This is a genomic window from Micromonospora sp. NPDC051141, from assembly GCF_044455765.1.
Classification (GTDB): Bacteria; Actinomycetota; Actinomycetes; order Mycobacteriales; family Micromonosporaceae; genus Micromonospora.
In genome coordinates this window covers 135,352-161,990 of record NZ_JBITFD010000010.1, presented here as the reverse complement: position 1 = coordinate 161,990, position 26,639 = coordinate 135,352, and the positions used below count along the sequence as shown (strand labels likewise).

Below are 26,639 nucleotides of genomic sequence, written 5' to 3'. Positions count from 1 at the left end.
GCCTGGGACCATCGGACCATGGAAATATTACGCTGAGTATGGATACTGGCGGAGGTGGAGCAAGCTGTCATCGCGGCCCTCCTCCTGGTGGGCCTGGTCATCGGTGCCGGAGTCGGCGCGTCGTACGCCCGCGCCAAGCGCGGCTGGAAGGACTACCAGACGGTCCGCACCAGCGTGCCGGGCGCGCGCCGCAACGCCTGGGGCGCGATCCGCGGCGTGGCCGTCAAGCTGGCCGTGATCGCCCTGCTGCTGGTCGGCGCCGCCGCGTACGCGGCGTCCGGCGGCGGTCAGGAGCGGGCCGGCCCGGCCCCGACCGGCACCCCGACCCCGAGCCACCGTCCGGGGCGCTAGCCTCGGGGGCGTGGACGACGGACTCCGGGTGACCGACCGGCTCGTGGTGCCCGCCGCCGAGCTGCGGGAGCGGTTCTCCCGGTCGTCCGGGCCGGGCGGGCAGGGCGTCAACACCACCGACTCCCGGGTGGAGCTGAGCTTCGACCTGGCCGGCTCGCCCAGCGTGCCGCCCGCGCTGCGGGACCGGGCCCTGGGCCGGCTCGCCGGCCGGCTGGTCGACGGCGTGCTGACGGTCACCGCCAGCGAGCACCGCGCCCAGTTGGCCAACCGGGAGGCGGCCCGGGAGCGGATGACCGCGCTGCTGCGCGAGGCGGTCGCCCCGCCGCCCAAGCCGCGCCGGCCGACCCGCCCGTCCCGGGGCGCGAAGGAACGCCGGCTGGCCGAGAAGAAGCGGCAGTCCCAGCGCAAGCGCGACCGCCGGGTGGACGGCGACTGATCGGCCTGCCCGGAGCCGCCCGGTCCGGCCACGGCGGGAGTAATCCGGTTGAGCCACCGGCCGGGTGGCCCGCAGAATCCGCTCCATGCCGACCGACTTCGCCGTCAAGCCGACGCTCACCGGGGAACGGGTGGTGCTGCGCCCGTTCCACGACGACGACCTGGCGGCGCTCGCGACGGTGCTGGCCGACCCCGAGGTTGCGCGCCTGACCGGCAGCCCGCCCGGCGAAGGCGTCGAACCGGCCCGGCTGCGGGCCTGGTACGGCACCCGCAACAGCCAGACCGACCGGCTCGACCTGGCCGTGGTGGACCGCGCCACCGACGTCTGCGTCGGCGAGGTGGTCCTCAACGAGTGGGACCGGGCCAACGCGGGCTGCAACTTCCGCACGCTCATCGGCCCGGCCGGCCGGGACCGCGGCCTCGGCACCGAGGCGGTCCGGCTCGTCGTCGGGTACGGCTTCGAGCAGCTCGGCCTGCACCGCGTCGGGCTGGAGGTGTTCGCGTTCAACCCGCGGGCCCGTCGCGCCTACGAGAAGGTGGGCTTCGTGCCCGAGGGCACGCTGCGGCAGGTGCTGCGCGACGGCGACGACTGGGTGGACGCCACCGTGATGTCGATCCTCGCGCCCGAGTGGGCCCGCCACCGGGGCCACCCCGGGGGTTGAATCGCAGGCGTCGAAGCGCTTCAATGCGTACGGGAGCGTCAGGGCCGTCACCGACCATCGTCACGTGACAGGAGTCCCGTACGCATGCCCCGAATCCGCCTGCGCGCCGCGTTGACCGCGGTCACCGCGCTGCTGCCCGCCCTCGCCCTCGGTCTCACCCTCGTCTCCGTCACCCCACCGGCCGCCGCAGCCGCCGCCCCGATCCGGGTCATGCCGCTCGGTGACTCCATCACCGGGTCGCCCGGCTGCTGGCGGGCCGTGCTCTGGAACCGCCTCCAGTCCACCGGCTACCCCGACGTCGACTTCGTCGGCACGCTCGGCCCCCAGGGCTGCGGCGTGTCCTACGACGGCGACAACGAGGGGCACGGCGGCTACCTGGCGACCAACATCGCCAACCAGAACCTGCTGCCGGGCTGGCTCGCCGCCACCCACCCCGACGTGGTGCTCATGCACCTCGGCACCAACGACGTGTGGAGCAACATCGCGCCGAGCACCATCCTGGCCGCGTACTCGAAGCTGGTGGACCAGATGCGGGCCGCCAACCCGGCCACCGCGGTGCTGGTCGCGAAGATCATCCCGATGAACCCGGCGAGCTGCCCGGAGTGCGGGCAGCGGACCGTGGCGCTCAACGCCGCCATCGACGGCTGGGCGGCGGGGAAGACCACCGCCGCCTCGCCGATCGTGGTGGTCGACCAGTGGACCGGCTTCAACACCGCCACCGACACGTACGACGGGGTGCACCCCAACGCCGCCGGTGACCAGAAGATGTCCGACCGGTGGTACCCGGCGCTGACCGCCGCGTTGCGCGGGACCACCCCGACCATCCCGCCGAGCCCGACCACCTCGCCGACCCCGACCACCTCGCCGACCCCGACCCCGACCCCGACGTCGCCGACGCCGACGCCGAGCCAGACGCCGACCGGTCCGACGCACCCGACCGACAGCCCGTCGCCGACGCCCACCGTCGGGGGCTGCACGGCCACCTGGCGCATCGCCGGTCAGTGGCCGGGCGGGTTCCAGGCCGAGGTGACGGTCCGCAACACCGGCGCCGTGTCGATCCCCTTCTGGGTGGTCCGCTTCGCGCTCACCGGCGGCCAGCAGATCACCCAGGCGTGGAGTGCCCAGGTGGCGCAGGGCGGGACCGCGGTGGTCGCCCGGAGCGCCACCTGGAACGGCGCGCTCGCCCCGGGCGCCGATGCCACGTTCGGCCTGCTGGCCAACGGCGCCGTTCCGAACCCGCCGCCGCAGCCGGCCTGCACGCTGGGCTGACGCTCGTGGTCCGCCTCGCTGGTCACCCGGCGTGACGGGGCGGAGAAGCACTCTGCGTGGCGTCCGTATACCTCCTGGGCATATTTATGACCAGGAGGTATACGGTGCGCGGCGGACCTGTCCCCGGCGCGCGACACGCCCGGCGCGCACCGGCGTCGGTCCGGCGCGGGAGCGCGCCGCCGCGGCCGTGGAACGAGCGGCTCTCAGGCCGGGACGACGTGGTCCAGCGCGGCCAGCAGCCGGGCCCGCAGGCCGGCGGCCCGCTCGGCGAAACCGCGCTGGGCGGCGGCGTACTCGGCCCGGCCCTCCGGCGTCTCCACCCGCACCGGCGGGTGCCCCAGGTCGGCCAGGTCGTACGGGCTGGCCCGCATGTCCAGCGTCCGGATCTCCCGCGCCAGCGCGAAGCAGTCGGCCACGAGTTCCGAGGCCACCAGCGGGGAGAGTTTGTACGCCCACTTGTAGAGATCCATGTTGGCGTGCAGACAACCCGGCTGCTCCAGCGCGTGCTGGCGTTCCCGGGTCGGCTGGAGCACGTTCAGCGGCCGGGCCGGCGCGGTGAAGAAGCGGAACGCGTCGAAGTGGCTGCACCGCACGCCGCGCTCCTCGACCACCGCCGCGGTCGCCGCCGGGCTCAGCCGCAGCGGCCAGGCGTTGTGCCGCACCTGCTCCTGGGTCTGCCGGTAGACCATCGCCCACTCGTGCATGCCGAAGCAGCCGAGGTGCGCCGGACGGGAGGCGGTCGCCGCCAGCAGCGTCCGGATCCAGGCGATGGACTCGGCGCGACGGGCGCGTACCCGGTCGGTGTCGAGCGCGAGCCCGGCGGGGCCGGCGGCGTAGTCCGGGCCGAACCCGGCCGGGTCGGCGTCGCGCAGCACCACGCCCGCCCCCGGGTGCCAGCGGCGTAGCTGGGCCGGCCGGTGCGAGTAGTAGGTGAAGAGGAAGTCCTCCACCGGGTGCCGCACGCCGGTGCGGCGACGGGCCAGGTGCGCCGTCAGCCAGGCGTCGACCCGTTCCTCGTGGTCGCGCCGGCGGGCCCGCCAGTCGGCCGCGTCGAGCACGGCGGCGGGGGCGAGGGCGGCGGTCACGCCCCCAGCGTACGACCGCCGCCCGGCCCCCGGTCAGTCCACGTCCACCCGCACGCCGGCGGAGAACACGCCGCTGCGCAGTTCCAACTGCTTCGGCGGCTCGGCCCCGCGCACGGTGAACACCAGCGGCAGCAGCACCCGCCGGCCGGCGGCCACCGGTTGGGCGAACACGTCCCGGCCCAGGTTCGCCACCCGGGTGGCGTCCTCGTCCGCGGCCACCCAGTTGCCGCTCGGCAGGTACGCGCGCTGCAACTGCCCGTGCCAGGTCTGCTGCTCCGACGTGAGGTTGCGCACGCCGACCGTGGCCAGGCAGGGCCGCCCGCCGGCCGGCGCCGCCGGCACCACGCCCGCGCCGCAGTTCATCCGGTAGACGGTGAACTCGAACGCGGTCTCGCGCAGCGGCACGCCGAGCGCTCCGGTCACGCTGCTGCCCACCCAGGCGCCGCTGGTCGGTTGCTTGGTGGTGTCCATCGCGGCGACCCGCTGGGTGGCGGTCCAGGCCGCCGCGCCGACCACGCCGGCCAGCACCGCCGCCGCCACGCCGACCGTCAACCAGACCGGCGGCCGGCGACGCCGGACGGTGGGCGTCGGCAGCGCCGGGCGCGGGTAGACCGTGCCCCGGTCCGTCGGCCCGCCCGTCGCGGGGCCGACCGGCGGGCCGGGCGGGACGGCACCGGCTCCGGCGGCGCCCACCGGGCCGGTCGGGCCCGTGGCGGACCTGGGAACGCCCGCCGCCGGGGCGGCCCGCCGCCGGCGCCACGTCCACCACAGCGCCCCGCCGACGACCACCAGCAGCGCGGCGAGCGCGGCCAGCAGCACCGGCGGGCGGCGCCAGGTCGGGGCGGCCGTCGCCGGCGCCGTCGGGGCCGTGGCCGCGCCCACCCAGGTCGCGGTGGCGCAGTCGTACGGGCGGGTGCCGTCGGTGCCGTAGACGCAGGCGGGAGCCGTCACCGAACGATCCTGGCCGGTGACCGCGAGCGCGGTGTGCAGCGTGGTGGTGCTCCGCGCCGGCAGGCGCAGCCGCCAGGTCACCTCGCCGGTGGTCGCCCCGACCGGGCCGGTGCGTTGCCCGCCGCCGGTGACCGTGGTGGCCCGGGACCCGGTCGGCAGCTCCTGCCGGACCATCGTCTCGACCGGCGCCGGGCCGGCGTTGCGGACCTCGATCCGGTACCCCGGCGCCGGGGTACCGGCGGCGCCGACGGCCACGCTCACCGGTGGCATCGACGGCTGCACCGGCGCCGGGCCGGTGGTCGGCACCGCGGGGGGCGCCGCCGGCACGCCGGTCGGGATCGGGGTGGCCGCCGCCACCGGGCGGACCGGCGCGGCGGCCAGGGCCGGTGGCGGGGCCGACCGGGCGGGCGCGGCGACCGCCCGGGGCGCCGCCGGGGGCAGCGCCGGCACCGCGGCGAGCACGCCGAGGCAGTTCACCAGCACGGCCAGGGTCCTGTGGTGTCGTCTCGATGCAGGCATACCAACGAACCTCCGGACCCGAAGCTATGGGCCGGGGCCCGCCGGGCGGGTACGAAGCCGGCATTTTCCTCCCGATCGGCGGCCCCCGGCGTATCCTGGCGCGCCGGCCGAGGCCGGGATCACCTGGCGGTGTCCGGCGGCTGGCCGGCCGGCGCGGGATAGATTGGCCCGGTGCGTATCGCTCGTTTCGCTCATGCCAAGGGAATGTCGTTCGGGGTCGTCGAGGGCGAGCCGGAGGCCGGGCCGCAGAGCCTGACCATCGCCGAGATCGAGGGCCACCCGTTCGGGCAGATCCAGTTCTCCGGCGCCCGCTGGGCGCTCTCCGACGTCCGGCTGCTGTCGCCGATCCTGCCGAGCAAGGTGGTCTGCGTCGGTCGCAACTACGCCGAGCACGCCGCCGAGCACGGCAGCGAGGTGCCGAAGGAGCCGCTGCTCTTCCTCAAGCCGTCCACCTCGGTGATCGGCCCCCGGGACGCCATCCGGTTGCCGATCTTCGCCAAGCAGGTGGAGCACGAGGCGGAACTCGCCGTGGTGATCGGCGCCCCCGGCGCGCGGCGGGCCGACCGGGCCGCCGCCGAACGGGCCATCTTCGGCTACACCTGCGCCAACGACGTCACCGCTCGGGACCTCCAGCGGTCCGACGGGCAGTGGACCCGGGCCAAGGGCTTCGACTCGTTCTGCCCGATCGGGCCGTGGATCACCACCGGGCTGGACGTCCGCGACCTGGAGGTGCGCTGCGAGGTGGGACGCGATCCGGAGGAGATGGAGGTGCGCCAGCTCGGCCGGACCAAGGACATGGTGTTCGACGTGCCGGGTCTGGTGTCGTACATCTCGCACGTGATGACGCTGCTGCCCGGCGACGTGGTGCTCACCGGCACTCCGGCCGGGGTTAGCCCGCTCACCGAGGGGGATACGGTCACCGTGCGGATCGAGGGGATCGGGGAACTCAGCAACCCGGTCGTTCCGGTCGCCTGATCCGTCCGATGCCTTGTTTCCGCAGCTCAGATGCGGTTTCGGGGGGTTGGATTTGGCCTGCTGGCGGCGGGAGGGTAAAGTTCATTCCCGGCGCCGCAAGGGGCCAATGGGGTATGGGGTAATTGGCAGCCCGACTGATTCTGGTTCAGTTAGTCTAGGTTCGAGTCCTGGTACCCCAGCGCAACCGCGGGTTCGTGAGAATCCCGGTCGCTGGATTCCGGCAGTTGCCACTGCTGGAGTGCACGAAAGTTCTGGCCCCGTCGTCTAGTGGCCCAGGACGCCGCCCTCTCAAGGCGGTAGCGCCGGTTCGAATCCGGTCGGGGCTACAGCACCGTCAGCCCGTCCCGTTCTCGGGGCGGGCTGTTCTGCTGTCCGGCCCCGGTTCGCTGCTGCTCGGCCCGGTGGGCTCGGCCGCCTCGCGGGGGCGACCCCCCGCGGCGGTGCCGGAAGCGGTGCCGCTAGACTACTCCCGCACCGCCCGCGAGGGTGGTGAAGCAGGAAAAGTGCCTGGCCCCGTCGTCTAGTGGCCCAGGACGCCGCCCTCTCAAGGCGGTAGCGCCGGTTCGAATCCGGTCGGGGCTACAGCTCACCGAACGGCCCGTCTCGCTCTCGCGAGGCGGGCCGTTCGCCGTTTCGCCGGGATCCTTGCGCGCCCGGCGGGGGTCAGAGGCCGGAGAGACGTTGGCCGGCCCGGACGACGGCCATGGCGTGGCGTTCGCCGGGGCGGCGGCCGAGGCGCTCGATCGGGCCGGAGATGCTGATCGCGGCGATCACCCGGCCGGTGCGGTCGCGGATCGGGGCCGAGACGCTCGCCACGCCCGCCTCCCGCTCGGCGACGCTCTGCGCCCAGCCTCGCCGGCGCACCTCGGCCAGCGTGCGGCCGGTGAACTTGGAGCGGGGCAGCAGCGGCATGACCGCCTCCGGTGGCTCCCAGGCGAGCAGGATCTGCGCCGCCGAGCCGGCGACCATCGGCAGCACCGAACCGACCGGCACGGTGTCCCGCAGGCCGCTGGCGCGCTCGGCGGCGGCCACGCAGATCCGCTCGTCGGCGCGGCGCAGGTAGAGCTGGGCGCTCTCACCGGTGGCGTCGCGCAGCGCGGCGAGCAGCGGCTCGGCGGCGGTGAGCAGCACGTCCGGCGCCGCGTTCGCCAGCTCGCCCAGGCGTGGCCCGGGGCGCCATCGGCCCTGGGTGTCCCGGACCAGCATCCGGTGGATCTCCAGCGCCTGCGCCAGCCGGTGCGCGGTGGCCCGGGGCAGCTTGGTGCGTTCAACGAGTTCGGCCAGGCTGGCGCCGTCGACACAGGCGGCCAGGATGACCACCGCCTTGTCGAGAACGCCGACACCGCTCATACTGTGTCCCACAAGCCGAAATTTACCTCCCAGAATTTAGGATGTCCAGATGGTGGGAGTCACTCAACCGAGGACCCTGGCCGAGAAGGTCTGGGACGCGCACGTGGTCCGCTCCGCCGACGGCGAGCCGGACCTGCTCTTCATCGACCTGCACCTGCTGCACGAGGTGACCAGCCCGCAGGCGTTCGACGGCCTGCGCCTGGCCGGTCGCGGCGTCCGCCGGACCGATCTGACCATCGCGACCGAGGACCACAACACCCCCACCGGGTACGACGACCCGGCGTTCCGCTCCCGGCGCGGCGACCTGCTCACGATCGCGGACCCCACCTCCCGCACCCAGATCGAGACGCTGCGCCGCAACTGCGCCGAGTTCGGCGTGCGGCTGCACCCGCTCGGCGACGAGAACCAGGGCATCGTGCACGTCATCGGCCCGCAGCTCGGCCTCACCCAGCCGGGCATGACGATCGTCTGCGGCGACTCGCACACCGCCACCCACGGCGCGTTCGGCGCGCTCGCGTTCGGCATCGGCACCAGCGAGGTGGAGCACGTGCTGGCCACCCAGACGCTGCCCCAGGCCCGGCCGAGGACGATGGCCGTGAACGTCGTCGGCGAGCTGGCCCCCGGCGTCACCGCGAAGGACCTGGTGCTGGCGCTGATCGCGCAGGTGGGCACCGGCGGCGGGCGCGGCCACATCGTCGAGTACCGGGGCGAGGCGATCCGGGACCTCTCCATGGAGGGACGGATGACGATCGCGAACATGTCCATCGAGTGGGGCGCCAAGGCGGGCATGATCGCGCCGGACGAGACCACGTTCGCGTACCTGAAGGGGCGGCCCCACGCGCCCCAGGGGGCCGACTGGGACGCGGCGCTGGAGTTCTGGCGGACGTTGCCCACCGACGACGGCGCGACGTTCGACACCGAGGTGACGCTGGACGCCGGCCGGATCACCCCGTTCGTCACCTGGGGCACCAACCCGGGTCAGGGCGTGCCGCTGGGCGCGGCCGTGCCGGACCCGGAGGAGTTCGTCACCGAGCCGGAGCGGGTGGCCGCCCGCCGGGCGTTGGAGTACATGGACCTCACTCCCGGCACGCCGCTGCGCGACCTCGCGGTGGACGTGGTCTTCGTCGGCTCCTGCACCAACGGCCGGCTGGAGGATCTGCGGGCCGCCGCCGAGGTGCTGCGCGGACGCCGGGTCGCCGACGGCGTACGCATGCTCGTGGTCCCCGGCTCCGCCGCGGTCCGGGAGGCGGCCGAGATCGAAGGGCTGCACCAGGTCTTCACCGACGCCGGCGCCGAGTGGCGGTTCGCCGGCTGCTCCATGTGTCTCGGCATGAACCCCGACACGCTGAAGCCGGGGGAGCGCTCCGCGTCGACCTCCAACCGGAACTTCGAGGGCCGCCAGGGCCGGGGCGGACGTACCCATCTGGTGTCCCCGCCGGTCGCCGCCGCCACCGCCGTGGTCGGCCGGCTGGCCGCCCCCGCCGACCTGTAGAAGGGCAGCCGAGAGATGGACAAGTTCACCGCACACACCGGCACCGCCGTGCCGCTGCGCCGGTCCAACGTGGACACCGACCAGATCATCCCCGCCGTGTACCTCAAGCGGGTGACCCGGACGGGCTTCGCCGACGGTCTCTTCAGCGCGTGGCGGGAGGACCCGTCGTTCGTGCTCAACAACCCCGCCTACGCGGGGGCCTCGATTCTCGTCGCCGGCCCCGAGTTCGGCACCGGCTCGTCCCGCGAGCACGCGGTCTGGGCGCTGCGGGACTGGGGCTTCCGGGCGGTGATCTCGCCCCGCTTCGGTGACATCTTCCGGGGCAACGCCCTCAAGGAGGGCCTCCTTCCGGTGGAGTTGGAATTGAAGGCCGTCGAGGAACTGTGGGATCTGGTGGAATCCGAGCCCACCACCGCGGTCACCGTCGACCTCACCGCCCGCCAGGTCCACGCCGGGCAGGCCACCTGGGCCTTCCCGCTTGACGACCACAGCCGGTGGCGGCTGATGGAGGGCTTGGACGACATTGGACTCACCCTCCGCCACGAGGCCGAGATCGGCGCGTACGAGGCCGCCCGGCCGGCGTTTCTGCCCTCGATCGCCTGACCTCCGAACCCCTTTCGCCCCCACCGGCCCGGCCGGTGGGGGCGAATCCGTTGCGACACAAGGGCTTTTTTCCACCGAATGTTTGTGTCCAGGCAGCACAGGGCATACGGTGCGCGCAGAATGGCTCGCGTCGAGTCAGTTGCACAATCGGGAGGAAGTCGTGAACAAGGCCGAGCTCATCGAGGCGCTCGCCGTTCGCCTGGGGGACCGGAAGACGGCGACGGCCGCGCTCGACGCGGTTCTCGCTGAGGTCCAGGCGGCGGTCACCAAGGGCGAGAAGGTGGCGATCACCGGTTTCGGAGCGTTCGAGAAGCGCGTCCGTGGGGCCCGAACAGCGCGCAACCCGCGGACCGGCGAGGCGGTGAAGGTCAAGAAGACCTCCGTCCCGACCTTCCGGGCGGGTGCGGGCTTCAAGGAGATGGTCGCCAGCGGCAAGGTTCCGAAGGACACCACCGCCGCGAAGAAGACCACCGCCGCCACCAAGACCACGGCGGCGGCGAAGAAGACCACGGCGGCGAAGACCACCGGGGCCGCCAAGAAGACCACGGCGGCGAAGGCCACCAAGACCACCACCGCCGCGACCAAGAAGGCCGCGCCGGCGAAGAAGGCCACCGCGACCAAGACGGCCACGGCGGCGAAGAAGACGACCGCGGCGAAGTCCGCCACGGCGAAGAAGGCGCCCGCCGCCAAGAAGACGACCGCGGCGAAGTCCGCCACGGCCAAGAAGACCACGGCGGCGAAGAAGGCGCCCGCGAAGAAGGCGCCGGCCAAGAAGGCCGCCAGTCGGCGCTGACCGGACGGCCCGATCGAGGGCGCCCACCGTTCGCGGTGGGCGCCCTCGTTTCGTCGGTACGCGTTGACCGCCCGCCGTGCCGGCCCGCAGAATCGCCGTGCCGAAACCCCCTCGGTCACGAGAAGAGGCGCCCGTGCGGCACCGTCACCTCTCCACCGTCGCGCTCGCCCTGGGCGTCGCGGTCTTCCTGGACGTCCTGCGGGTCTGGCTGCCGTCGGTCATCACGCTCTTCGGCCGCGCCGCCGAGACACCCGCCGAACTGCTCGGCGCGTTCGCGCTCGGTTGGTTCCTGCTCGCGCTGGCCGCGCCCACCGTGGTCCGTCGGCTCGGCGCCCGCCCGGTCGGCCTGGCCGCGGCCGGCGTGCTCGCCGCCGCCCGGCTGGCGCTCACCGCCGCGCCCGGTGGCGACGCCCAGCTCTGGCTCGCGTGCGCCGGTCTGCTCGCCGGACTGACCTGGCTCGCCGCCACCGCCGCCCGCGTCGACCGGCCGGTGCCCGGGCTGGCACTCGGCCTGGCCGGCGCCGCCGCCGGGCACGCGTTGCTCGGCACCGAGGACCTGGTCTGGCGCGGCGGCGCGCTCGGCTGGACGCTGAGCGTGGCGCTGGTGGCGGCGTTCCTGGCCGCGACCGTGCCCGCGCCACCGCCCGGCACGGCGTCGGGGGAGCCGTCGGCGGCCGGCCGCCGGGCGTGGCTGCTCTGCGGTCCGGCACTGCTGCTGGCCAACCAGATCGCGCTCGCCCCGGCGGTGTGGGCGACCGCCTCGGGTGTCGGCCCGGCCGGCTTCCCCGGTCTGTCCCGCGCCCCGGTCGGCGTCGTGCCGTGGGGCGCGTCGGCGGTCGCGCTGTTCCAGGTGACCGCGCTGTACCGGCCCCCGGCCCGGTTGGCCCGGCCGGCCCGGGTGCTCTGGCCGGTCGCGCTGCTCGCCGGGGCGGTGCTGTTCGCCGCCGGGCGGCTCGGGCCGGCGTACCTGCTCACCGCCGTCGGTCTCGGCGGCTGCCTGGCCGCCACCGACACGGCCGCGCCCGGTGGCGACGTGCCGGACGGGCGGGCCGCGACGCGGCGCGGTCGGGCGGCGGTCGGCGGGGCGGTGGTCTTCGCGGTGGCCACGGTCGCCTACTACGCCGCCTACGACCTGGGGTACCCCAACGGGTGGGTGCCGGTCGCCACGGCGCTCCTGGTCGGTCTGGTGGCCGTTGCCGGGCCGTCCTGGTCCCCGGCGGAGCTGGCCGGGCGGGCCCGGCGGTGGAGCGTGGCCGCCCTGGTGCTGGCGACCGCGCTCGTGCCCGTGGTCCACCACACGCCGCTGTCCGCCCCGCGGCCCGGCGTTGCGCCGGCCACGGTCCGGGTGGCCGCGTACAACATCCGGATGGGGTTCGGCCTGGACGGCCGGCTGGACCTCGACGGGGTGGCCCGGGCGTTGCGCGGGGCGGACGTGGTGCTGCTCAGCGAGGTGGACCGCGGGTGGTGGCTCAACGGCGGCCACGACACGTTGGCGTTGCTGGCGGCGCGGTTGCGGATGCCGTACGTCTTCGCGCCCGCCGCGGACCCGGTCTGGGGCGACGCGGTGCTCAGCCGGTTCCCGGCGCGCTCCGGTCGGACCCGGCCGCTGCCCGCGCACGGCGCGCCGACCGGCGCGCAGGTCCTCGGCGTCACGCTCGACCTCGGCGGGCGGGAGTTGGCGGTGGTCGCCACCCACCTGCAACCGCCGCCCGGCCGGGACCCGGTGGAGCAGGCCCGCGAGGCGGCCACGTTCGCCCGCGAATACGCGGCCGGCCGGCCGCTGGTGCTCGGCGGTGACCTGAACACCGAGCCGGCCGACCCGGCGTTCGCCGAGTTCACCGGCGCCGGTCTGGTCGACGCGCTGGCCGTGGCCCGACCGCTGCGGACCAGCCCGGCCGACGACCCGCGGACCCAGATCGACCACGTCTTCGTCTCGCCGGGTGTGACCGCCGCCGAGGCGCGCGCCCCGCGCACCGAGGCCAGCGACCACCTCCCGGTGCGCGTCACCCTCGTGCTGCCCTGAGCCCCCGCCTTACAAGCGGTCGGGGAGCAGGAGGCGGTCGCCGGCGAAGGGGAGCAGCCAGCCGCCGCCCTTGGCGGTGGTGTAGTCGTCGGCGTGGCCGGTGAGCCGTTCCAGTGCGCCCGGGATCACCTTGCCCTGGCTGCACACCGCGACCGGCTCCCCGGCGGCGGCCAACGCGGCCAACCGCGCGGCGGCGGCCAACGCGCACTCCTCGGGCTGCTGGCCCGGCCCCGGCTCGTCCAGGTCGCCGCAGACCTCGATCGGCAGGTCGAGCCGGGCCGCCGCCGGGTCCAGCGTCTGCACGCACCGGCGGGCCGAGGCGGAGAGCAGGCGGGCCGGGCGGACCAGGGCCACCAGCGGGACCAGCGCCCGCGCCTGGGCCCGCCCCTCGGCGTCCAGCGGCCGGCCGGTGTCCGGACCGGACCAGGTGCCCCGCTTGCCGGCGTGCGCGTGCCGGACCAGCAGCACGGTCGTGGTGACCGGCGGCAGCGCCGCGAACGCGGCGATCACCTCCGCGTCGTGCGGGTAGCTGACCCGGCGGGCCGCCGCGTCGACCGGAAACCAGGCCACGTCGTCCACCTCGGTGCCGGGCTGGAAACCGCCGCTGCCGACCGCCCGCATCGACCACCAGTCGACCGCCTTGGCGCGACCCTCGCTGCGGTAGCGGACCGTGGGCAGGCGCACCTGCGGCACGGCCCGCACGTCGGTCTCCTCGGCCACCTCCCGGACGGCGGCCACCAGCGGGTGCTCGCCGGCGTCCAGCTTGCCCTTCGGCAGCGACCAGTCGCCGTACCGGGGGCGGTGCACCAGGCAGACCTCGACACCGCCGGGGCCGGGACGCCAGACGACCCCGCCCGCCGCCCGGATCCGCACCGGCTCGTCGTCGCTCATCCGATCACCGTATGCCCGGCCGCCACGTGTCGCGCGCCGCTCAGTCCGCCCGGCCGCCGACCCGACGCAGCAACAGTTCCTGGAGATGGGTCGACGGCCCGTCGCCGTCGCCGGTACGCCGGTGCCAGGTGCCGTCCGCGGCCAACTCGAACGCGTCCACCTCGGGATCGAACGCGGCGGTCAGGACGTGGTCCAGCTCGGCGCGGGCCACCGGGTCGCTCACCTGCACCAGCGCCTCCACCCGGCGGTCGAGGTTGCGGTGCATCAGGTCGGCCGAGCCCATCCAGAACTCGGCGTCGCCGTTGTTGCCGAACCGGAAGATGCGCGAGTGCTCCAGGAACCGGCCGAGGATCGACCGGACCCGGATGTTCTCCGAGAGCCCCGGCACGCCCGGCCGCAGCGTGCACATGCCCCGGATCAGCAGGTCCACGTGCACGCCGGCCCGGGACGCCCGGTAGAGCGCGTCGGTGATCTCCTCGTCGACGAGCGCGTTCACCTTGAACTGCACCAGGCCCGGCATGCCGAGCCGGACATGCTCGATCTCCCGCTCGATCCGTTCGATCAGGCCGCTGCGGATGCCCTGCGGTGCGACCAGCAACCGCCGGAAGGCCGTCTGCCGGCTGTAGCCGGTGAGCACGTTGAACAGGTCGGTCAGGTCGGCGCCGATCTCCGGGTCGGCGGTGAGCATGCCGAAGTCCTCGTAGAGCCGGGCGGTCTTCGGGTGGTAGTTGCCGGTCCCGATGTGGCAGTAGCGCCGGATCTGGTTGCCCTCCTGCCGCACCACCAGCGCGGTCTTGCAGTGCGTCTTCAGGCCGACCAGGCCGTAGACCACGTGGCAGCCGGCCCGCTCCAGCGTGCGCGCCCAGCCGATGTTGGCCACCTCGTCGAAGCGCGCCTTCACCTCGACCAGCACCACCACCTGCTTGCCGGCGGCGGCGGCGTCGACGAGCGCGTCGACGATCGGGGAGTCGCCGCTGGTGCGGTACAGCGTCTGCTTGATGGCGAGCACGTTCGGGTCGGCCGCGGCCTGCTCGACGAAGCGCTGCACGCTCGTCGCGAACGAGTGGTACGGGTGGTGCACCAGCACGTCCCCGTCGCGCAGGGTGGCGAAGACGCTGCGCGGCACCTCGCCCTCGGTCAGCCGGGGATGGGTGGCCGGCACGAACGGCCGGTCCTTGAGGTCGGGGCGGTCGGCCTCGCCGTACACCTGCCAGAGCGCGGAGAGGTCGACCAGGCCGCGGACCCGCAGCACGTCGTGGTCGTCCATGTCCAGCTCGCGGACGAGCAGCTCCAGCATGTGGTCGGAGATCGAGGCGGCCACCTCCAGCCGCACGGGCGGGCCGAACCGGCGCCGGGCCAGCTCCCGTTCGAGCGCCTGGAGCAGGTCCTCGTCGCGGTCCTCGTCGACCTCCACCTCGGCGTTGCGGGTGACCCGGAACAGGTGGCACTCGACCACCTGCATGCCGGAGAAGAGCTGGCCCAGGTGGACCGCGATGAGGTCCTCCACCGGCAGGAAGCGGACGCCGGGCCGGTCCCGGGCGACCCGGACGAACCGGGGCACGTTGTTCGGCACCTTGACCCGGGCGAACAGCTCGGAGCCGCCGTCCGGGTCGCGCACCGAGACGGCCAGGTTCAGCGACCGGCCGGAGATGTAGGGGAACGGGTGCGCCGGGTCGACCGCCAGCGGGGTGAGCACCGGGAAGATGTGCTCCCGGAACCAGGTGCGCAGCCGCTCCCGCTCGGCGTCGTCCAAGTCGCTCCAGCGCAGGATGCGGACGTCTTCCTCGGCGAGCCGGGGGAGCACGTCGTCGACGAAGCAGGCGGCGTGCCGGGCGACCAGGTCGGCGGCCTTCTCGGTGATCAGGTCGAGCTGGGTGCGCAGCGGCAGCCGGTCGCCGCCGCGAACCGGCAGGCCGGCGGAGAGCCGGCGCTTCAACCCGGCCACCCGCACCATGTAGAACTCGTCCAGGTTCCCGGCGAAGATGGCCAGGAACTTCGCCCGCTCCAGCAGCGGCGTCCGGGGGTCCTCGGCGAGCGCGAGCACCCGGGCGTTGAAGTCGAGCCAGGACAGCTCCCGGTTGAGGAAGCGGTCCTCCGGCAGCGGCTCCGCGGCCGGCGGCTCGTCCCGCGGGCCGGCGACCGGGCCGGGCCCCTCGACCGGGTCGAGCGGCTCGTCCAGCCCGGCGGCGCCGGCCGCGTCCGGGTCGGCCCCGAGGCGCTCCTCGGGCGGCCGGGACGGCCGGAACCGCCCGTCCGCCCCGCGCGTCGGGCGGCCGTTGCGGGGCGTGCCGGGGTCAAGGATGGGCGGCGGACCGTCGGAGTGCTCGCGAGGGGTGCTCACCACCCCATGATTCCCTGACGAGGGTGAACGGAAAATGAACTCGACCAGGTTGTTCAGGCCATCGTCGGCAACGTCACCCGGGTGATCTCGCCGGCCGCGTCCCGTTCGACGCGCACCCGCTGCCCGAGCCGCAGCAGCCGCAGCCCGGAGGCGTCGAAGGCGCGGGCCGGGAACGCCAACTCGGTGCCGTCGTCGAGCAGCAGCACGCCGCTGCGCGTCGACGCGTCGTAGGTGGCCACCGTGCCCTGCATGCCAGCACCGTACCGGACCGGGTCGGCGGCGCGGTCCAGCAGCGCGCCGGTGCGCGGCCCCAGGCCCAGCCCGGCGGCGGTGGCCAGGTCGGCCGCGGTGTCCACGTCCCGCCGCAGGCTGGGCCAGTCGCCGGCCAGCGGCAGCGCGCCGCCGGCCGCGTGCGCACCGGCCGAGCCGGGCCCGAACGCCGGCGCCAGCGGCACCCCGGGCGGTGTGGCCAGCAGCACCGTGCCGGTGCCCGGGGCGTCGGCGACGAATCCGCGTACCCCCTCGGCCGCGCGCAGCGCCGCGGCCAGCTCGGCCGGGCGCAGCGCCGGCAGGTCGGCGGTGAGGGCGGCCACCGGGGCGCGCGGCCCGGCCACCGTGGCGCCGTGCCGGAAGGCGGCGTTGAGCCCGCCGCCGGGGTCGCCCGCGACCCGGGCGCCCGCCGCGGTCACGGTGGCGGTCACCCGCGGGTCGTCGGTGACCACCAGCACCCGCCCGACCGCCGGGCAGGCCAGCGCCGCACGCACCGTGTCGGCCGCCAGGGCCAGCGCCAGTTCCTCATGGGGTACGCCGGGCAGCGCGCCGCGCAGGCGGCTCTTCGCCACCCCGAGGTGCTTCACCGGCGTCACCACGGTCCAGCTGGGCTCAGGCACACCGACCATCCTGCCAGCGCGGCCGGCGGTACCCTCACTGGCCGGACCGGTGGCGAGCAGGCATGATTCTTCCCCGGGGCGCGTGGGGCGGAACGAGGAGGCACTGTGGCACCGCGGAGGCTGGGATTCTGGCAACGGTTCGCCGTGGTGCTGGTGAAGCCGGTGTTGACCGTCTGGACCCGGCGCACCTGGCGGGGCATGGAGCACCTGCGGGGCGACGGTGGCGTCATCATCGTGCCCAACCACATCTCGCACGCCGACCCGCTGGTCTCCGCGCACTTCATCTACGACGCCGGGCGCTGGCCACAGTTCCTCGGCAAGGCCAGCGTGTTCCGGGTGCCGGTGATCGGTTGGATCCTGCACCGGTGCAAGCAGATCCCGGTCGAGCGGGGCAGCGTCGAGGCGGTCAAGTCGTTGGACAAGCTGATCGCCGCGCTGGACGACGGAGGCGCCGTGGTGATCTACCCGGAGGGCACCACCACCCGGGAGCCGGAGCTGTGGCCGATGAAGGGCAAGACCGGCGCGGCCCGGCTGGCGCTGGCCACCGGCGCCCCGGTGATCCCGGTGGCCATGATCGGCCCGGAGCGGATGTTCGACCCGCGCACGGCCCGGTTCGGGCTGCGCCCGCGTACGCCGGTGACGGTGGTCGCCGGGCCGCCGGTCGACCTGGGCCGGTGGGCGGGCGCCACGCCGACCCGGCCGATCCTGGAGGAGATGACGGACACCATCATGTTGCGGATCCGGGACCTGGTCGCCGAGATCCGGGGCGGCACACCGCCGCCGTTGTGGCAGCGCCCGGCCCGCACCGGCACCCCGGAGGTCTCCGAATGAGCGGGCACGTCGCGGTGCTGGGCGCCGGTTCCTGGGGGACCGCGTTCGCCAAGATCCTCGCCGATGCCGGGCGGGACGTGACGGTGCTGGCCCGCCGCGCCGCGGTGGCCGAGGCGATCCGCGACGGGCGGGGCAACCCGGAGTACCTGCCGGACGTGCGCCTGCCCGAGCGGGTCACCGCCACCGGCGACGCCGCCGAGGCGATCGAGGGGGCCGAGGTGGTGGTGCTCTCGGTGCCCTCGCAGACGCTGCGCGGCAACCTCGCCGAGTGGACGCCGTACCTGGCCCCCGACGCCACGCTGGTGTCCCTGATGAAGGGCATCGAGCTGGGCACCACCAAGCGGATGAGTCAGGTGATCATGGAGACGGCCGGGGTGCCGGCCGACCGGGTGGTCGTGGTCTCCGGGCCCAACCTGGCCCCGGAGATCGCCGCCGAGCAGCCCGCCGCCACCGTGGTCGCCGGCACCGACAGCCGGCGTACCGCGCTGGTGCAGGCGTCGATCCGGACGCCCTACTTCCGCCCGTACACCAACGACGACGTGATCGGCTGCGAGCTGGGCGGCGCGGTGAAGAACGTCATCGCGCTCTCCTACGGCATCGCCACCGCGATGGGCTTCGGCGACAACACGCGCGCCATGCTGATGACCCGTGGCCTGGCCGAGACCGCCCGACTGGGCGTGGCGCTCGGCGCCGACCCGATCACGTTCGCCGGGCTGGCCGGCATGGGCGACCTGGTCGCCTCCTGCTCGTCGCCGCTGGCCCGCAACCGCACGTTCGGCGAGCACCTGGGCCGGGGCGAGACGCTGGAGCAGGCCCAGGCGGCGACCCGGCAGACCGCCGAGGGCGTGAAGAGCTGCCTGGCCATCCGGGACCTGGCCCGGGCGCACGGGGTGGAGATGCCGATCACCGAGCAGATCGAGCGGATCTGCCACGAGGGGATGGACCCCCGCCTGGCCGTGGACGCGCTGATGAGCCGCACCGCCAAGCCGGAGTCGTACGAGTGAGCGCGGGCTGGGGGGACGGCACCCGCAGCGTCCACGCCGGCCTGCCGGAGGCGGTGCCGGGCCAGCCGTTCCTGCCCGGCCCGGTGTTCGCCGCGCCCTACCACCTCGACCCGTGGCGCGGGCCGGCGGCGGCGCCCGACGGGTACGGGCGGCCGGACAATCCCACCCGCCGGCTGCTGGAGGCGGCGATCGGCGAGTTGGAGGGCGGGGACTGCCGGGCCTTCGCCAGCGGCCAGGCGGCCATCACCGGGCTGCTGCTGGCCGTGCTGCGTCCCGGTGACACCGTGCTGCTTCCCGCCGACGGCTACTTCCCGGTGCGCGCGTTCGCCACCGAGACGCTGGAGCGGATCGGGGTCCGCGTCGTCCTCGTGCCGACCGCCGGGCCGTACCCGTCGTTCGACGGCGTCCGGCTGGTGCTGCTGGAGACGCCGGCGAACCCGGGCCTCGACGTGGCCGACGTGCCGGCGCTGGCCGGGGCGGCGCACGCCGCGGGCGCGCTGCTGGCGGTGGACAACACCACCGCGACGCCGCTCGGGCAGCGCCCGCTGGACCTCGGCGCGGACGTGGTGGTGGCCTCCGGCACCAAGGCGCTCACCGGCCACTCCGACCTGCTGCTCGGCTACGTGGCGACGCGCGACGCCGCGCTGCGCGACGCGGTGACCGGGTGGCGGACCACCACCGGCGGGGTGCCCGGCGCGTTCGACTGCTGGCTGGCCCACCGCTCACTGGCCACCGTCGACCTGCGGCTGGCACGGCAGACCGCCAACGCCGGGGCGCTCGCCGAACTGCTCGCCGGCCGACCGGACGTGACCGGCCTGCGCTGGCCGGGGCGGCCGGCGGACCCGGCGTACCGGGTGGCGTCGACGCAGATGCGGCGCGTCCCGGGCGTGCTCTCGTTCGACCTGGGCGACGCCGACCGGGTGGCCCGGTTCCTGGACGCGTCCCGCCTGGTGGCGGCTGCCACCTCGTTCGGTGGGCTGCACACCACCGCCGACCGGCGGGCCCAGTGGGGCGACGACACGGCGCCCGGCTTCGTCCGGCTCTCCTGCGGCATCGAGGACGCCGCCGACCTGGTCGCCGACGTGGCCGCGGCGTTGGACGCCGCCGCGCGTTGACGCGCCGGGCTGACGACCTGTCGACCGCTGGGCTATCGTGACGGGCAGCCACGGCCCGTGCGGCCCCGACGCGAGGAGGTGAGTCCGATCCACCAGCAGAGGACCGGCGCTCCCTCCGAGTCCGTGTCGCCCCGGGGCTGAGGCGACGCCGGGGGCGCCGACGAGCGTTCCCCGAGAGGCTTGCCATGGCATCCACCGTGTTCACTCCCGACCGTCCCGCCCTCGTCCGCCGGCTGCGTGCCGCCGGTTGCGTCTTCGCCGAGGACGAGGCGGATCTCCTGATCGCCGCCGCCGACTCGGCCGGCGCGTTGACCCGCCTGGCCGACCGTCGCGTCGCCGGCCTGCCGCTGGAGCACCTGCTCGGCTGGGCCGAGTTCTGCGGGCGGCGGATCGTCGTCCACCCCGGCGTGTTCGTGCCCCGGGGGCGTACCGCGTTGCTCGTTGACGCCGCCGTGGCGGTGACCGGGCCGGCGCCGGCGGTGCTGGACCTCTGCTGCGGCTCCGGCGCCGCCGCCGTGGTGCTGCACGACCGGCTGGCGCCGCGCTGGCTGGGCGCCGCCGACGTCGACCCGGTGGCGGTGGCCTGCGCCCGGCGCAACCTCGACCCGCTGGGCGTGCCGGTCTACCGGGGTGACCTGTTCGACCCGGTGCCGGCGTGCTGGCGCGGCCGGCTGGACCTGGTGGTGGCGAACGCCCCGTACGTGCCGAGCGACGCGGTGGCGATGATGCCGGCCGAGGCCCGGTTGCACGAGGCTCCGGTGGCGCTGGACGGGGGCGCGGACGGGCTGGCGGTGCTGCGCCGGGTGGCCGCCGGCGCGGCCGAGTGGCTGGCCCCGGGCGGGCACCTCGCGGTCGAGGTGAGCGAGGAGCAGGCACCCGCGCTCTGCGCCGTGTTCACCGCCGCCGGGCTGGACCCGACGGTGGTGCGCGACGAGGAGTGGGAGGCCACCGCCGTGACCGCCCGCCGCCCCGGCTGACGTCGCCGTGGCGGGTGGGCCGGCCGGGAACTAACCTCGGCTCAGACTCGACGGCGAGGCGGTGGCGGTGGGCAGCACAGGAATACCGGTGGTGGTGGGGCTGGACAACGGCGGCACGAGCAACAACGCCACCGTGCTGACCGTCGACGGCCGGTTCCTGGTGGACGGGCTGCGGGAGATCCCGAGCGAGGTGGGCGACGGCCCGGAGGCGGCCGTCGAGGCGCTCGCGCGGGCGTTCGACGGGGTGCTCGCGGACATCGGGGTGCCCCGCGAGCTGGTCCGCGCGGTCGGGCTGGACACGCCGGGCCCGGCCAGCGCCACCGGGGTGATCTCGTCGCGCGGGTCGACCAACTTCGCGCAGCCCGCCTGGCGCGGCTACGACGTGCGCAGCGCGCTGGAGCGGCGGCTCGGCCTGCCGGTGGTGTACGCCAACGACGGCAACGCCGCCGCGCTCTACGCCCACCACGTGCACTTCGGCGCGGACGCGGCGGCCCGCTCGTCGGTGTCCGCGATCGTCGGCACCGGCCTCGGCGGGGGCGTGGTCGAGGCCGGCCGGGTGGTCGGCGGCGCGGCCGGCATGGCGGGCGAGTTCGGGCACGTGCACATCCCGCTGGACGGGCTGCTCGAACCGGGCCAGCCGGTGCCGGTCTGTGCCTGCGGCTTCGCCGGGGACGCGGAGAGCGTCGCCTCGCTCACCGCGATCCGGCGCAACCTGCTGCCGTACTGGCTGGCCCGGCACCCGGAGCATCCGTTGGCGGCGGAGGAGCCCGGCCGGGCGGCGAGGCTGCTCCGGGACCTCGGCGAGCGGGGCGACCCGTTGGCCCGTCAGGTGTTCGGTCAGCAGGCCCGGGCGCTGGGGCGGTTGTTCACCATCGCGGCGAACTTCACCGACCCGCACGCGTACTTCGTCGGTGGCGGCGTGGTGGAGGCCGCGCCGGAGTTCCGGGACTGGTTCCTCGCCACCGTCGCCGAGCACACGGTGCTCCGCGACGAGCAACGCGCGGTGGCGACGTTCGCCCTGGTGCCCGACCGCGACATGGCCGGCGCGCGGGGCGTCGCGATCGCCGCCCTCGATCGGGTGAAAGGCGGGGCCCCCGCTTAACGTTTCCGGTAGAGGCGGGGGCCCCGCTGACAGCGCCCGGCGCGGCGTGGTGTCGTCAGGCGCGGGGCGGCGCGGCGGTGAAGGCGGCCCAGGCGGCGGGCGGGAACACCAGCACCGGGCCGGTCGGGTCCTTGGAGTCGCGGACCGCGACGGTCTCCGGCAGCGGCGCCATCTCCACGCAGGCGCCCTCGTCGCCGCTGTGGCTGCTCTTGCGCCACCGCGGCGTCGGGTGGCTGGGGGTCGTGCCGTTCATGCGGTCACCTCTCGTTGAGCAGACGGAGGAGCTGGTCCCGACTGGCCGCCGGGCTCAACGCCACGGTCCGCAGGTGCTCCATGATCTTTGTACAGGTACGCAGGTCGCCCGGCCGGTCCAGGACCATCTGCCCGGCGACGGTCTCCACCGACGCGATGATCGGGTCCTCCGGGTCGGCGAACTCCAGGATGTGCAGGGACCCCCGGGTGCCCCGGTGGTAGCCGGCGGAGAGTGGGATCACCTGCACCGTGATGTTCGGCAGCTCGGTCATCTTGAGCAGGTGCTGGAGCTGGCTGGCCATCACCGCCCGGCCGCCGACCGGGCGCAGCAGCGCGCCCTCGTCGATGATGGCGTCGAGGATCGGCGGCTCCGCCGCGGTGATCCGCTGCTGGCGGTCGAGCCGTAGGTGGACGCGCTGCTCCACCTGCTCGTCGCTGAGCGTGTGCGGGCCGCCGCGCATCACCGCGCGGATGTAGTCGGCGGTCTGCAGCAGGCCCGGCACCACCGACGGTTCGAAGTTCGCGATGCCGGTGGCCTCGGCCTCCAGCGCGATGAAGTCGATGGTGCGGCGATCCAGCAGGTACGAGTAGGACACCCACCAGCCGGGCTTGCGGGCGTCCTTGGCCAGTTGGACCGCCGCGGCGATCTCGTCGGGCCCCACGCCGTAGCTGGTGAGCAGCGCGCGCACGGTGGCCGGGCTGATCAGCGTCTGGGCGTTCTCGTAGCGGGACAGCGTGCTGCGGGTGCTGTTGATCTCGTCGGCCGCGGTCTCCAGCGTGAGGCCGGCGGCCTCCCGGTGGGTTCGCAGGGCGATGCCGAGCCGTCGGGCTCGGGCGGTCTTCGGCGCCATGTATCGATGGTCTCATATCCGGTGGGAAAATGGGCATGAGAGAAAGTCGATGAGAGTTGCATTCACGCCCGTCCACCTGTCAACCTGTGATGGCGTCCTCACCACCGGTTGTCGTGGCGACGGTGGTGGTGAGCGACCGGAGGGGATGGGGTGCGCGGCGGTCGGGTTCACTCCCCCACGACCCGATCGCCGCGTGCCCCTACACCGGCCCGCCAGACGGGGAGGAATCGCGATGACGGTGACGGCCTGCCGCCCCGGGGGCGGGGGTGGCCCGGAATGACCCGGTTCCTCGTGGTCCTCACCGACGTACGCCCCACCGACGGCCCCGGACGCGACGAACGGACCAGCCCGGAACGGCGCCGACAGGTGGTCGGCGCGAACAGCCGCGAGGCGGCCGAGCGGATCGCCTGCGCGTTCATGGCGCTGGGCATGGTGCGGGCCGGACGGCAACGGGTCAAGGTCATCGCGGTCGGTCGCCGGCTCCGGCGTCCGGCCACCTGAACCACACCGGGCCCGACCCCGTGGAGGCGGCAACGGGGGTCGGGGAGCCGGGGGGGGGGGGGGGGGGGGGGGGGGGGGGGGGGGGGGCGGGCCCCCCCCCCCCCCCCCCCCCCCCCCCCCCCGCGCCGTTACTCCCCGTATATGTCACCTTGACCGGTTGCCACCCCGGTTGCGCTCTCCCCGGGTATCGGCCACCGCTGCCGACGACGCACAGTAAGGTCAACCGGGTGAGCGCCACCGGCGAGCACGGCCAGCCGCAGCCGCGAACGATGAGGTGACCATGACCACCCCAGGCAAGACCCGTGTGGCGATCGTCTTCGGCGGCCGGAGCCCCGAACACGGCATCTCCTGCGTCAGCGCCGGCAGCGTGCTGGCCGCCCTGGACCCGGACGAGTTCGAGGTCGTCCCGGTCGGCATCACCCGACGGGGCCAGTGGGTGCTCGCCAGCGGCGACCCGGCCGGGCTCGCCATCGCCGACCGCAAGCTGCCCGAGATCACCGCCGGCTCCGGCGCCGAACTGCTGCTGCGCGCCGACCCGGCCGCCGGCGGCCTGATGGTGCTCGACCCGGCCCAGGGTCCGGTGGCGCTGGCCGACGTGGACGTGGTCTTCCCGGTGCTGCACGGCGCGTACGGCGAGGACGGCACGATCCAGGGCATGCTGGAGATGGCCGACCTCCCCTACGTCGGGGCGAACGTGTTCGCGTCCGCCGCCGCCATGGACAAGGAGTTCACCAAGAAGCTCTGCGTGGCCGAGGGCATCCCGGTCGGCCCGTACGCGGTGCTGCGCGCCGGGATGTCGCTGAGCGAGGAGGACAAGGAGCGCCTCGGCCTGCCGGTCTTCGTCAAGCCGTCGCGCGCCGGTTCCTCGTTCGGCATCACCAAGGTCGACGACTGGGCGCAGTTGGACGCCGCGCTGACCACTGCCCGCGAGATCGACAGCAAGGTGCTGGTCGAGGCCGCCGTGGTGGGCCGCGAGATCGAGTGCGGCGTGCTGGAGGGCGAGGCCGGCGGCGCGCCCGAGGCGTCGGTGCTCGCCGAGGTGCGGATGATCGGCGACCGCGACTGGTACGACTTCGAGGCCAAGTACATCTTCGCCGACGAGGTGACCGAGTACGACGTCCCCGCGGAGCTGCCCGAGGCGGTGACCCGGCAGGTGCGCGACTACGCCACCCGGGCGTTCACCGCGCTGGACTGCTCCGGCCTGGCCCGGGTCGACTTCTTCGTCACCCCGGCGCAGGAGGTCTTCCTCAACGAGATCAACACGATGCCGGGCTTCACGCCGACCTCGATGTTCCCGCGCATGTGGGCGGCCAGCGGGCTGGAGTACCCGAAGCTGGTCAACCGCCTGATCCGCACCGCCCTGCACCGCCGCGCCGGCCGCTGACGGGCCGGCACGGGCGTCACCCGGCGCAGCCCGAGGGGGCCTGCTTCGCCGAGGGGACCGCGCTGACGATCGCGTCGGAGATCTGCACCACCCACTGCAACGCGGGCTGGTACGTCTCCGGCGCCCGGACCTGGACGGGCACCTCCCGGTCGACGGTGGTCAGCACCGTGGCGCCGGCCCCGGTCACCGGGTGCCAGCAGACGCCGTTGACCCGGAACACCTCGTCGGTGTCCGGGAAACACCCGGCGGGCAGCGTGGCGCCGCCGGTGGGCGACGGGCAGGGCCGCACCGGCGGCGTCGCGCCGCAGGCCACGGTGAGCGCCGGATCGCCGTACGCCGCGTTCTGTTCCGGACCCGCGGTGACCGGGCGCTGCCGCAGGTCACGCACGCTGTCGGGAAGCTGCGAGACCAGGGCGCGGCAGACGACCCCGGGGCGCTGGGCGAGCGCCGGCGCGGGCAGCTCGACCGGCGCGGTGGACTGCGTCCGGGGGCTCGCCGACGCGCTCGGCGCGGCGTCCGGAGAATCCGGGGCGAGCTTGGCGAACGTGAAGCCGGCCACCGCCAGGGTCACCGGCACCGCGATCACCGTGGCCCAGAGCGCGGCCCGTCGGGTGCCGGGGTCCCGGCGCGTGGTGGGTTCCGTCTCGTCCACTTACAGCCGCACCACCGAACACGTGAGCGTGCGGGTGATGCCGGGCACCATCTGCACCTTGCTGACGATGAGTTTGCCCAGCTCGTCGACCGTGTTCGCCTCGGTGAGCACGACCACGTCGTAGGGCCCGGTGACGGCGTCGACCCGCACCACGCCGGCAAGGTCCGCGATCAGACCGGCCACGTCACGCGCCCGGCCGACCTCGGTCTGGATGAGGATGTACGCCTGTACCACGACTCGACCTCCGTCCGTCGCCGCCTGGGGCGGCCCGAAGGGTGAAACTACCGTACCGACCGGGCGTGATCCCTATCGGTCGCCGGTGGGCGGGCAGGTCGGGGGCGGGGGACGGGTGCGGAACGTGCGCGACGACGGAGCGGAACGAGGGGACGGCATGACGGTCGAGGGTGTCGGGGAGTTCGGACTGATCGACCGGGTGACCGCCCGGCTGTCGTACGGGGAGAGCTGCCTGCTCGGCCCCGGCGACGACGCGGCGCTGGTGGCGGCGCCGGACCGGCGGGTGGTCGCCTCCACCGACGTGCTCGTCGAGGGGCGGCACTTCCGGCGGGACTGGTCCTCGGCGCGGGACGTCGGGCACCGGGCCGCCGCGGCCAACCTCGCCGACGTCGCCGCCATGGGCGCGACGCCGACCGCGCTGCTGGTCGCGCTCTGCATGCCGGCCGACCTGGACCCGGCCTGGGCCGAGGAACTGGCGGACGGGCTGGGCGCGGAGGCGGCCGGCGTGGGCGCGAGCGTGGTCGGCGGGGACATGTCCGCCAGCCCGACGCTGACCGTCGCGGTCACCGCGCTCGGTGACCTGGCCGGCCGCGCGCCGGTGGTCCGCTCCGGGGCACGACCGGGCGACGTGGTGGCGCTCGCCGGGCGTACCGGCTGGGCGGCGGCCGGCTGCACCGTGCTGTCCCGCGGCTTCCGTACGCCCCGGCTGCTGGTCGAGGCGTTCCGCCGCCCCGAGGTGCCGTACGCCGCCGGGCCGGCCGCTGCCGCGGCCGGCGCCACCGCCATGATCGACGTCTCGGACGGGCTGCTCGCCGACCTGGGACACGTGGCCACGGCCAGCGGGGTGGCGGTCGACCTGAGCCGGGACGCGTTCGAGGTGCCCCGACAGATGCGCGACGCGGCGCAGGCGCTCGGCGTCGACCCGTACTCCTGGATCCTGGCCGGCGGCGACGACCACGCCCTGGCGGCCACGTTCCCCGCCGACGCGGCGCTGCCGGACGGCTGGCGTCCGGTCGGCCGGGTCACCGAGGGCGCCGGGGTCACCGTGGACGGCGGTGACTACGACGGCCCGCGTGGCTGGGACCACTTCCGCTGAACCGGCCAGG

Annotated in this window: 27 protein-coding genes, 3 tRNA genes and 1 pseudogene; 20 read left to right on the top strand and 11 right to left on the bottom strand. The window is 74.9% G+C overall.

Going from position 1 to position 26,639, the window contains the following annotated elements:
- Positions 1 to 54: 54 nt before the first annotated feature.
- The 4 genes from ACIA6B_RS20205 (at position 55) to ACIA6B_RS20190 (ending at position 2,717) form a co-directional block, all read left to right on the top strand.
- Positions 55 to 351, top strand: a complete 297-nt coding sequence (locus tag ACIA6B_RS20205) for a hypothetical protein (RefSeq protein ID WP_396775298.1) — start codon at positions 55 to 57, stop codon at positions 349 to 351.
- 10 nt (positions 352 to 361) lie between these two features.
- The gene (arfB, locus tag ACIA6B_RS20200; RefSeq protein WP_396775296.1) at positions 362 to 787 is read left to right on the top strand and encodes an alternative ribosome rescue aminoacyl-tRNA hydrolase ArfB; all 426 of its coding nucleotides are present in this window, start codon (positions 362 to 364) and stop codon (positions 785 to 787) included.
- A gap of 85 nt (positions 788 to 872) precedes the next feature.
- Complete coding sequence (locus tag ACIA6B_RS20195; protein WP_396775294.1) at positions 873 to 1,448, top strand: GNAT family N-acetyltransferase; 576 nt, start codon at positions 873 to 875, stop codon at positions 1,446 to 1,448.
- An 84-nt stretch (positions 1,449 to 1,532) separates the two neighbouring features.
- Positions 1,533 to 2,717 (top strand): cellulose binding domain-containing protein, encoded by a 1,185-nt coding sequence (locus tag ACIA6B_RS20190; protein ID WP_396775292.1) that lies wholly within the window; start codon positions 1,533 to 1,535, stop codon positions 2,715 to 2,717.
- 203 nt (positions 2,718 to 2,920) lie between these two features.
- Here ACIA6B_RS20190 and ACIA6B_RS20185 read toward each other — a convergent pair whose 3' ends face one another.
- Together ACIA6B_RS20185 and ACIA6B_RS20180 are read right to left on the bottom strand one after the other, a co-directional pair.
- Positions 2,921 to 3,802: a 3-methyladenine DNA glycosylase gene (locus ACIA6B_RS20185; RefSeq protein ID WP_396775290.1), complete on the bottom strand. Its 882-nt coding sequence runs from the start codon at positions 3,800 to 3,802 to the stop codon at positions 2,921 to 2,923.
- A 33-nt stretch (positions 3,803 to 3,835) separates the two neighbouring features.
- Positions 3,836 to 5,272 (bottom strand): hypothetical protein, encoded by a 1,437-nt coding sequence (locus ACIA6B_RS20180; protein WP_396775288.1) that lies wholly within the window; start codon positions 5,270 to 5,272, stop codon positions 3,836 to 3,838.
- A gap of 171 nt (positions 5,273 to 5,443) precedes the next feature.
- On the opposite strand from ACIA6B_RS20180, the gene ACIA6B_RS20175 reads away from it, so the two are divergent.
- From ACIA6B_RS20175 to ACIA6B_RS20160, 4 genes are all read left to right on the top strand, one after another.
- On the top strand, positions 5,444 to 6,247 hold the full coding sequence (locus ACIA6B_RS20175; RefSeq protein ID WP_396775286.1) for a fumarylacetoacetate hydrolase family protein: 804 nt from the start codon (positions 5,444 to 5,446) through the stop codon (positions 6,245 to 6,247).
- Positions 6,248 to 6,354: 107 nt separating this feature from the next.
- Positions 6,355 to 6,426: transfer RNA gene (locus ACIA6B_RS20170), tRNA-Gln, on the top strand.
- Positions 6,427 to 6,500: 74 nt separating this feature from the next.
- A tRNA-Glu gene (locus tag ACIA6B_RS20165) sits at positions 6,501 to 6,573 on the top strand.
- 183 nt (positions 6,574 to 6,756) lie between these two features.
- Positions 6,757 to 6,829, top strand: a tRNA-Glu gene (locus ACIA6B_RS20160).
- An 81-nt stretch (positions 6,830 to 6,910) separates the two neighbouring features.
- Here the strand turns inward: ACIA6B_RS20160 and ACIA6B_RS20155 are convergent.
- On the bottom strand, positions 6,911 to 7,597 hold the full coding sequence (locus ACIA6B_RS20155) for an IclR family transcriptional regulator (RefSeq protein WP_091084913.1): 687 nt from the start codon (positions 7,595 to 7,597) through the stop codon (positions 6,911 to 6,913).
- 49 nt (positions 7,598 to 7,646) lie between these two features.
- Between ACIA6B_RS20155 and leuC the strand changes: the two genes are divergently transcribed.
- The 4 genes from leuC to ACIA6B_RS20135 all read left to right on the top strand — a co-directional run bounded on the left by leuC (position 7,647) and on the right by ACIA6B_RS20135 (position 12,508).
- Entirely contained in the window at positions 7,647 to 9,089 is a 1,443-nt protein-coding gene (gene leuC, locus ACIA6B_RS20150) for a 3-isopropylmalate dehydratase large subunit (RefSeq protein WP_396775283.1), read from the top strand.
- 15 nt (positions 9,090 to 9,104) lie between these two features.
- Complete coding sequence (leuD, locus tag ACIA6B_RS20145) at positions 9,105 to 9,692, top strand: 3-isopropylmalate dehydratase small subunit (RefSeq protein ID WP_357301238.1); 588 nt, start codon at positions 9,105 to 9,107, stop codon at positions 9,690 to 9,692.
- A gap of 160 nt (positions 9,693 to 9,852) precedes the next feature.
- Complete coding sequence (locus tag ACIA6B_RS20140; protein ID WP_396775281.1) at positions 9,853 to 10,485, top strand: HU family DNA-binding protein; 633 nt, start codon at positions 9,853 to 9,855, stop codon at positions 10,483 to 10,485.
- A 133-nt stretch (positions 10,486 to 10,618) separates the two neighbouring features.
- Positions 10,619 to 12,508: an endonuclease/exonuclease/phosphatase family protein gene (locus tag ACIA6B_RS20135; protein ID WP_396775279.1), complete on the top strand. Its 1,890-nt coding sequence runs from the start codon at positions 10,619 to 10,621 to the stop codon at positions 12,506 to 12,508.
- Between the two features lie 9 nt (positions 12,509 to 12,517).
- Here ACIA6B_RS20135 and ACIA6B_RS20130 read toward each other — a convergent pair whose 3' ends face one another.
- The 4 genes and pseudogenes from ACIA6B_RS20130 to cofC form a co-directional block, all read right to left on the bottom strand.
- A complete protein-coding gene (locus tag ACIA6B_RS20130) occupies positions 12,518 to 13,399 on the bottom strand; it encodes an NUDIX domain-containing protein (protein WP_396775277.1) in 882 nt (293 codons plus the stop codon).
- Between the two features lie 40 nt (positions 13,400 to 13,439).
- On the bottom strand, positions 13,440 to 15,740 hold the full coding sequence (locus ACIA6B_RS20125; RefSeq protein WP_396775275.1) for an RNA degradosome polyphosphate kinase: 2,301 nt from the start codon (positions 15,738 to 15,740) through the stop codon (positions 13,440 to 13,442).
- Between the two features lie 53 nt (positions 15,741 to 15,793).
- The gene (locus ACIA6B_RS20120) at positions 15,794 to 15,991 is read right to left on the bottom strand and encodes a cold-shock protein (RefSeq protein ID WP_396775480.1); all 198 of its coding nucleotides are present in this window, start codon (positions 15,989 to 15,991) and stop codon (positions 15,794 to 15,796) included.
- Positions 15,992 to 16,102: 111 nt separating this feature from the next.
- Positions 16,103 to 16,639: pseudogene (gene cofC / locus ACIA6B_RS20115) on the bottom strand (2-phospho-L-lactate guanylyltransferase); the annotation flags it as partial.
- Positions 16,640 to 16,735: 96 nt separating this feature from the next.
- On the opposite strand from cofC, the gene ACIA6B_RS20110 reads away from it, so the two are divergent.
- From ACIA6B_RS20110 to ACIA6B_RS20090, 5 genes are all read left to right on the top strand, one after another.
- Positions 16,736 to 17,461, top strand: coding sequence for a 1-acyl-sn-glycerol-3-phosphate acyltransferase (locus tag ACIA6B_RS20110; RefSeq protein WP_281935786.1), 726 nt, complete (start codon positions 16,736 to 16,738; stop codon positions 17,459 to 17,461).
- Positions 17,458 to 18,465: an NAD(P)H-dependent glycerol-3-phosphate dehydrogenase gene (locus ACIA6B_RS20105; protein WP_396775273.1), complete on the top strand. Its 1,008-nt coding sequence runs from the start codon at positions 17,458 to 17,460 to the stop codon at positions 18,463 to 18,465. The genes ACIA6B_RS20110 and ACIA6B_RS20105 overlap by 4 nt, the downstream gene beginning before the upstream one ends.
- A complete protein-coding gene (locus tag ACIA6B_RS20100; protein ID WP_396775271.1) occupies positions 18,462 to 19,580 on the top strand; it encodes a cystathionine gamma-lyase in 1,119 nt (372 codons plus the stop codon). Before ACIA6B_RS20105 ends, ACIA6B_RS20100 begins: the two co-directional genes overlap by 4 nt.
- Before the next feature lie 185 nt (positions 19,581 to 19,765).
- A complete protein-coding gene (locus ACIA6B_RS20095; RefSeq protein WP_396775270.1) occupies positions 19,766 to 20,557 on the top strand; it encodes a putative protein N(5)-glutamine methyltransferase in 792 nt (263 codons plus the stop codon).
- Positions 20,558 to 20,624: 67 nt separating this feature from the next.
- The gene (locus ACIA6B_RS20090; protein ID WP_396775268.1) at positions 20,625 to 21,659 is read left to right on the top strand and encodes an ROK family protein; all 1,035 of its coding nucleotides are present in this window, start codon (positions 20,625 to 20,627) and stop codon (positions 21,657 to 21,659) included.
- A gap of 55 nt (positions 21,660 to 21,714) precedes the next feature.
- Here the strand turns inward: ACIA6B_RS20090 and ACIA6B_RS20085 are convergent, their stop codons facing one another.
- Positions 21,715 to 21,912: a DUF397 domain-containing protein gene (locus tag ACIA6B_RS20085; RefSeq protein WP_107156132.1), complete on the bottom strand. Its 198-nt coding sequence runs from the start codon at positions 21,910 to 21,912 to the stop codon at positions 21,715 to 21,717.
- A 4-nt stretch (positions 21,913 to 21,916) separates the two neighbouring features.
- Complete coding sequence (locus ACIA6B_RS20080) at positions 21,917 to 22,762, bottom strand: helix-turn-helix transcriptional regulator (RefSeq protein WP_281935775.1); 846 nt, start codon at positions 22,760 to 22,762, stop codon at positions 21,917 to 21,919.
- Between the two features lie 276 nt (positions 22,763 to 23,038).
- On the opposite strand from ACIA6B_RS20080, the gene ACIA6B_RS20075 reads away from it, so the two are divergent.
- Positions 23,039 to 23,263, top strand: a complete 225-nt coding sequence (locus ACIA6B_RS20075) for a hypothetical protein (RefSeq protein WP_396775267.1) — start codon at positions 23,039 to 23,041, stop codon at positions 23,261 to 23,263.
- Between the two features lie 280 nt (positions 23,264 to 23,543).
- Positions 23,544 to 24,647, top strand: coding sequence for a D-alanine--D-alanine ligase family protein (locus ACIA6B_RS20070; protein ID WP_396775265.1), 1,104 nt, complete (start codon positions 23,544 to 23,546; stop codon positions 24,645 to 24,647).
- Positions 24,648 to 24,663: 16 nt separating this feature from the next.
- On the opposite strand, the gene ACIA6B_RS20065 is transcribed toward ACIA6B_RS20070, so the two are convergent.
- Both ACIA6B_RS20065 and ACIA6B_RS20060 read right to left on the bottom strand, forming a co-directional pair.
- Positions 24,664 to 25,299, bottom strand: a complete 636-nt coding sequence (locus ACIA6B_RS20065) for a DUF3515 family protein (RefSeq protein WP_396775263.1) — start codon at positions 25,297 to 25,299, stop codon at positions 24,664 to 24,666.
- On the bottom strand, positions 25,300 to 25,533 hold the full coding sequence (locus tag ACIA6B_RS20060) for an Lrp/AsnC ligand binding domain-containing protein (protein WP_013284547.1): 234 nt from the start codon (positions 25,531 to 25,533) through the stop codon (positions 25,300 to 25,302).
- Between the two features lie 157 nt (positions 25,534 to 25,690).
- Between ACIA6B_RS20060 and ACIA6B_RS20055 the strand changes: the two genes are divergently transcribed.
- Complete coding sequence (locus ACIA6B_RS20055; RefSeq protein ID WP_396775261.1) at positions 25,691 to 26,629, top strand: thiamine-phosphate kinase; 939 nt, start codon at positions 25,691 to 25,693, stop codon at positions 26,627 to 26,629.
- Positions 26,630 to 26,639: the final 10 nt, after the last annotated feature.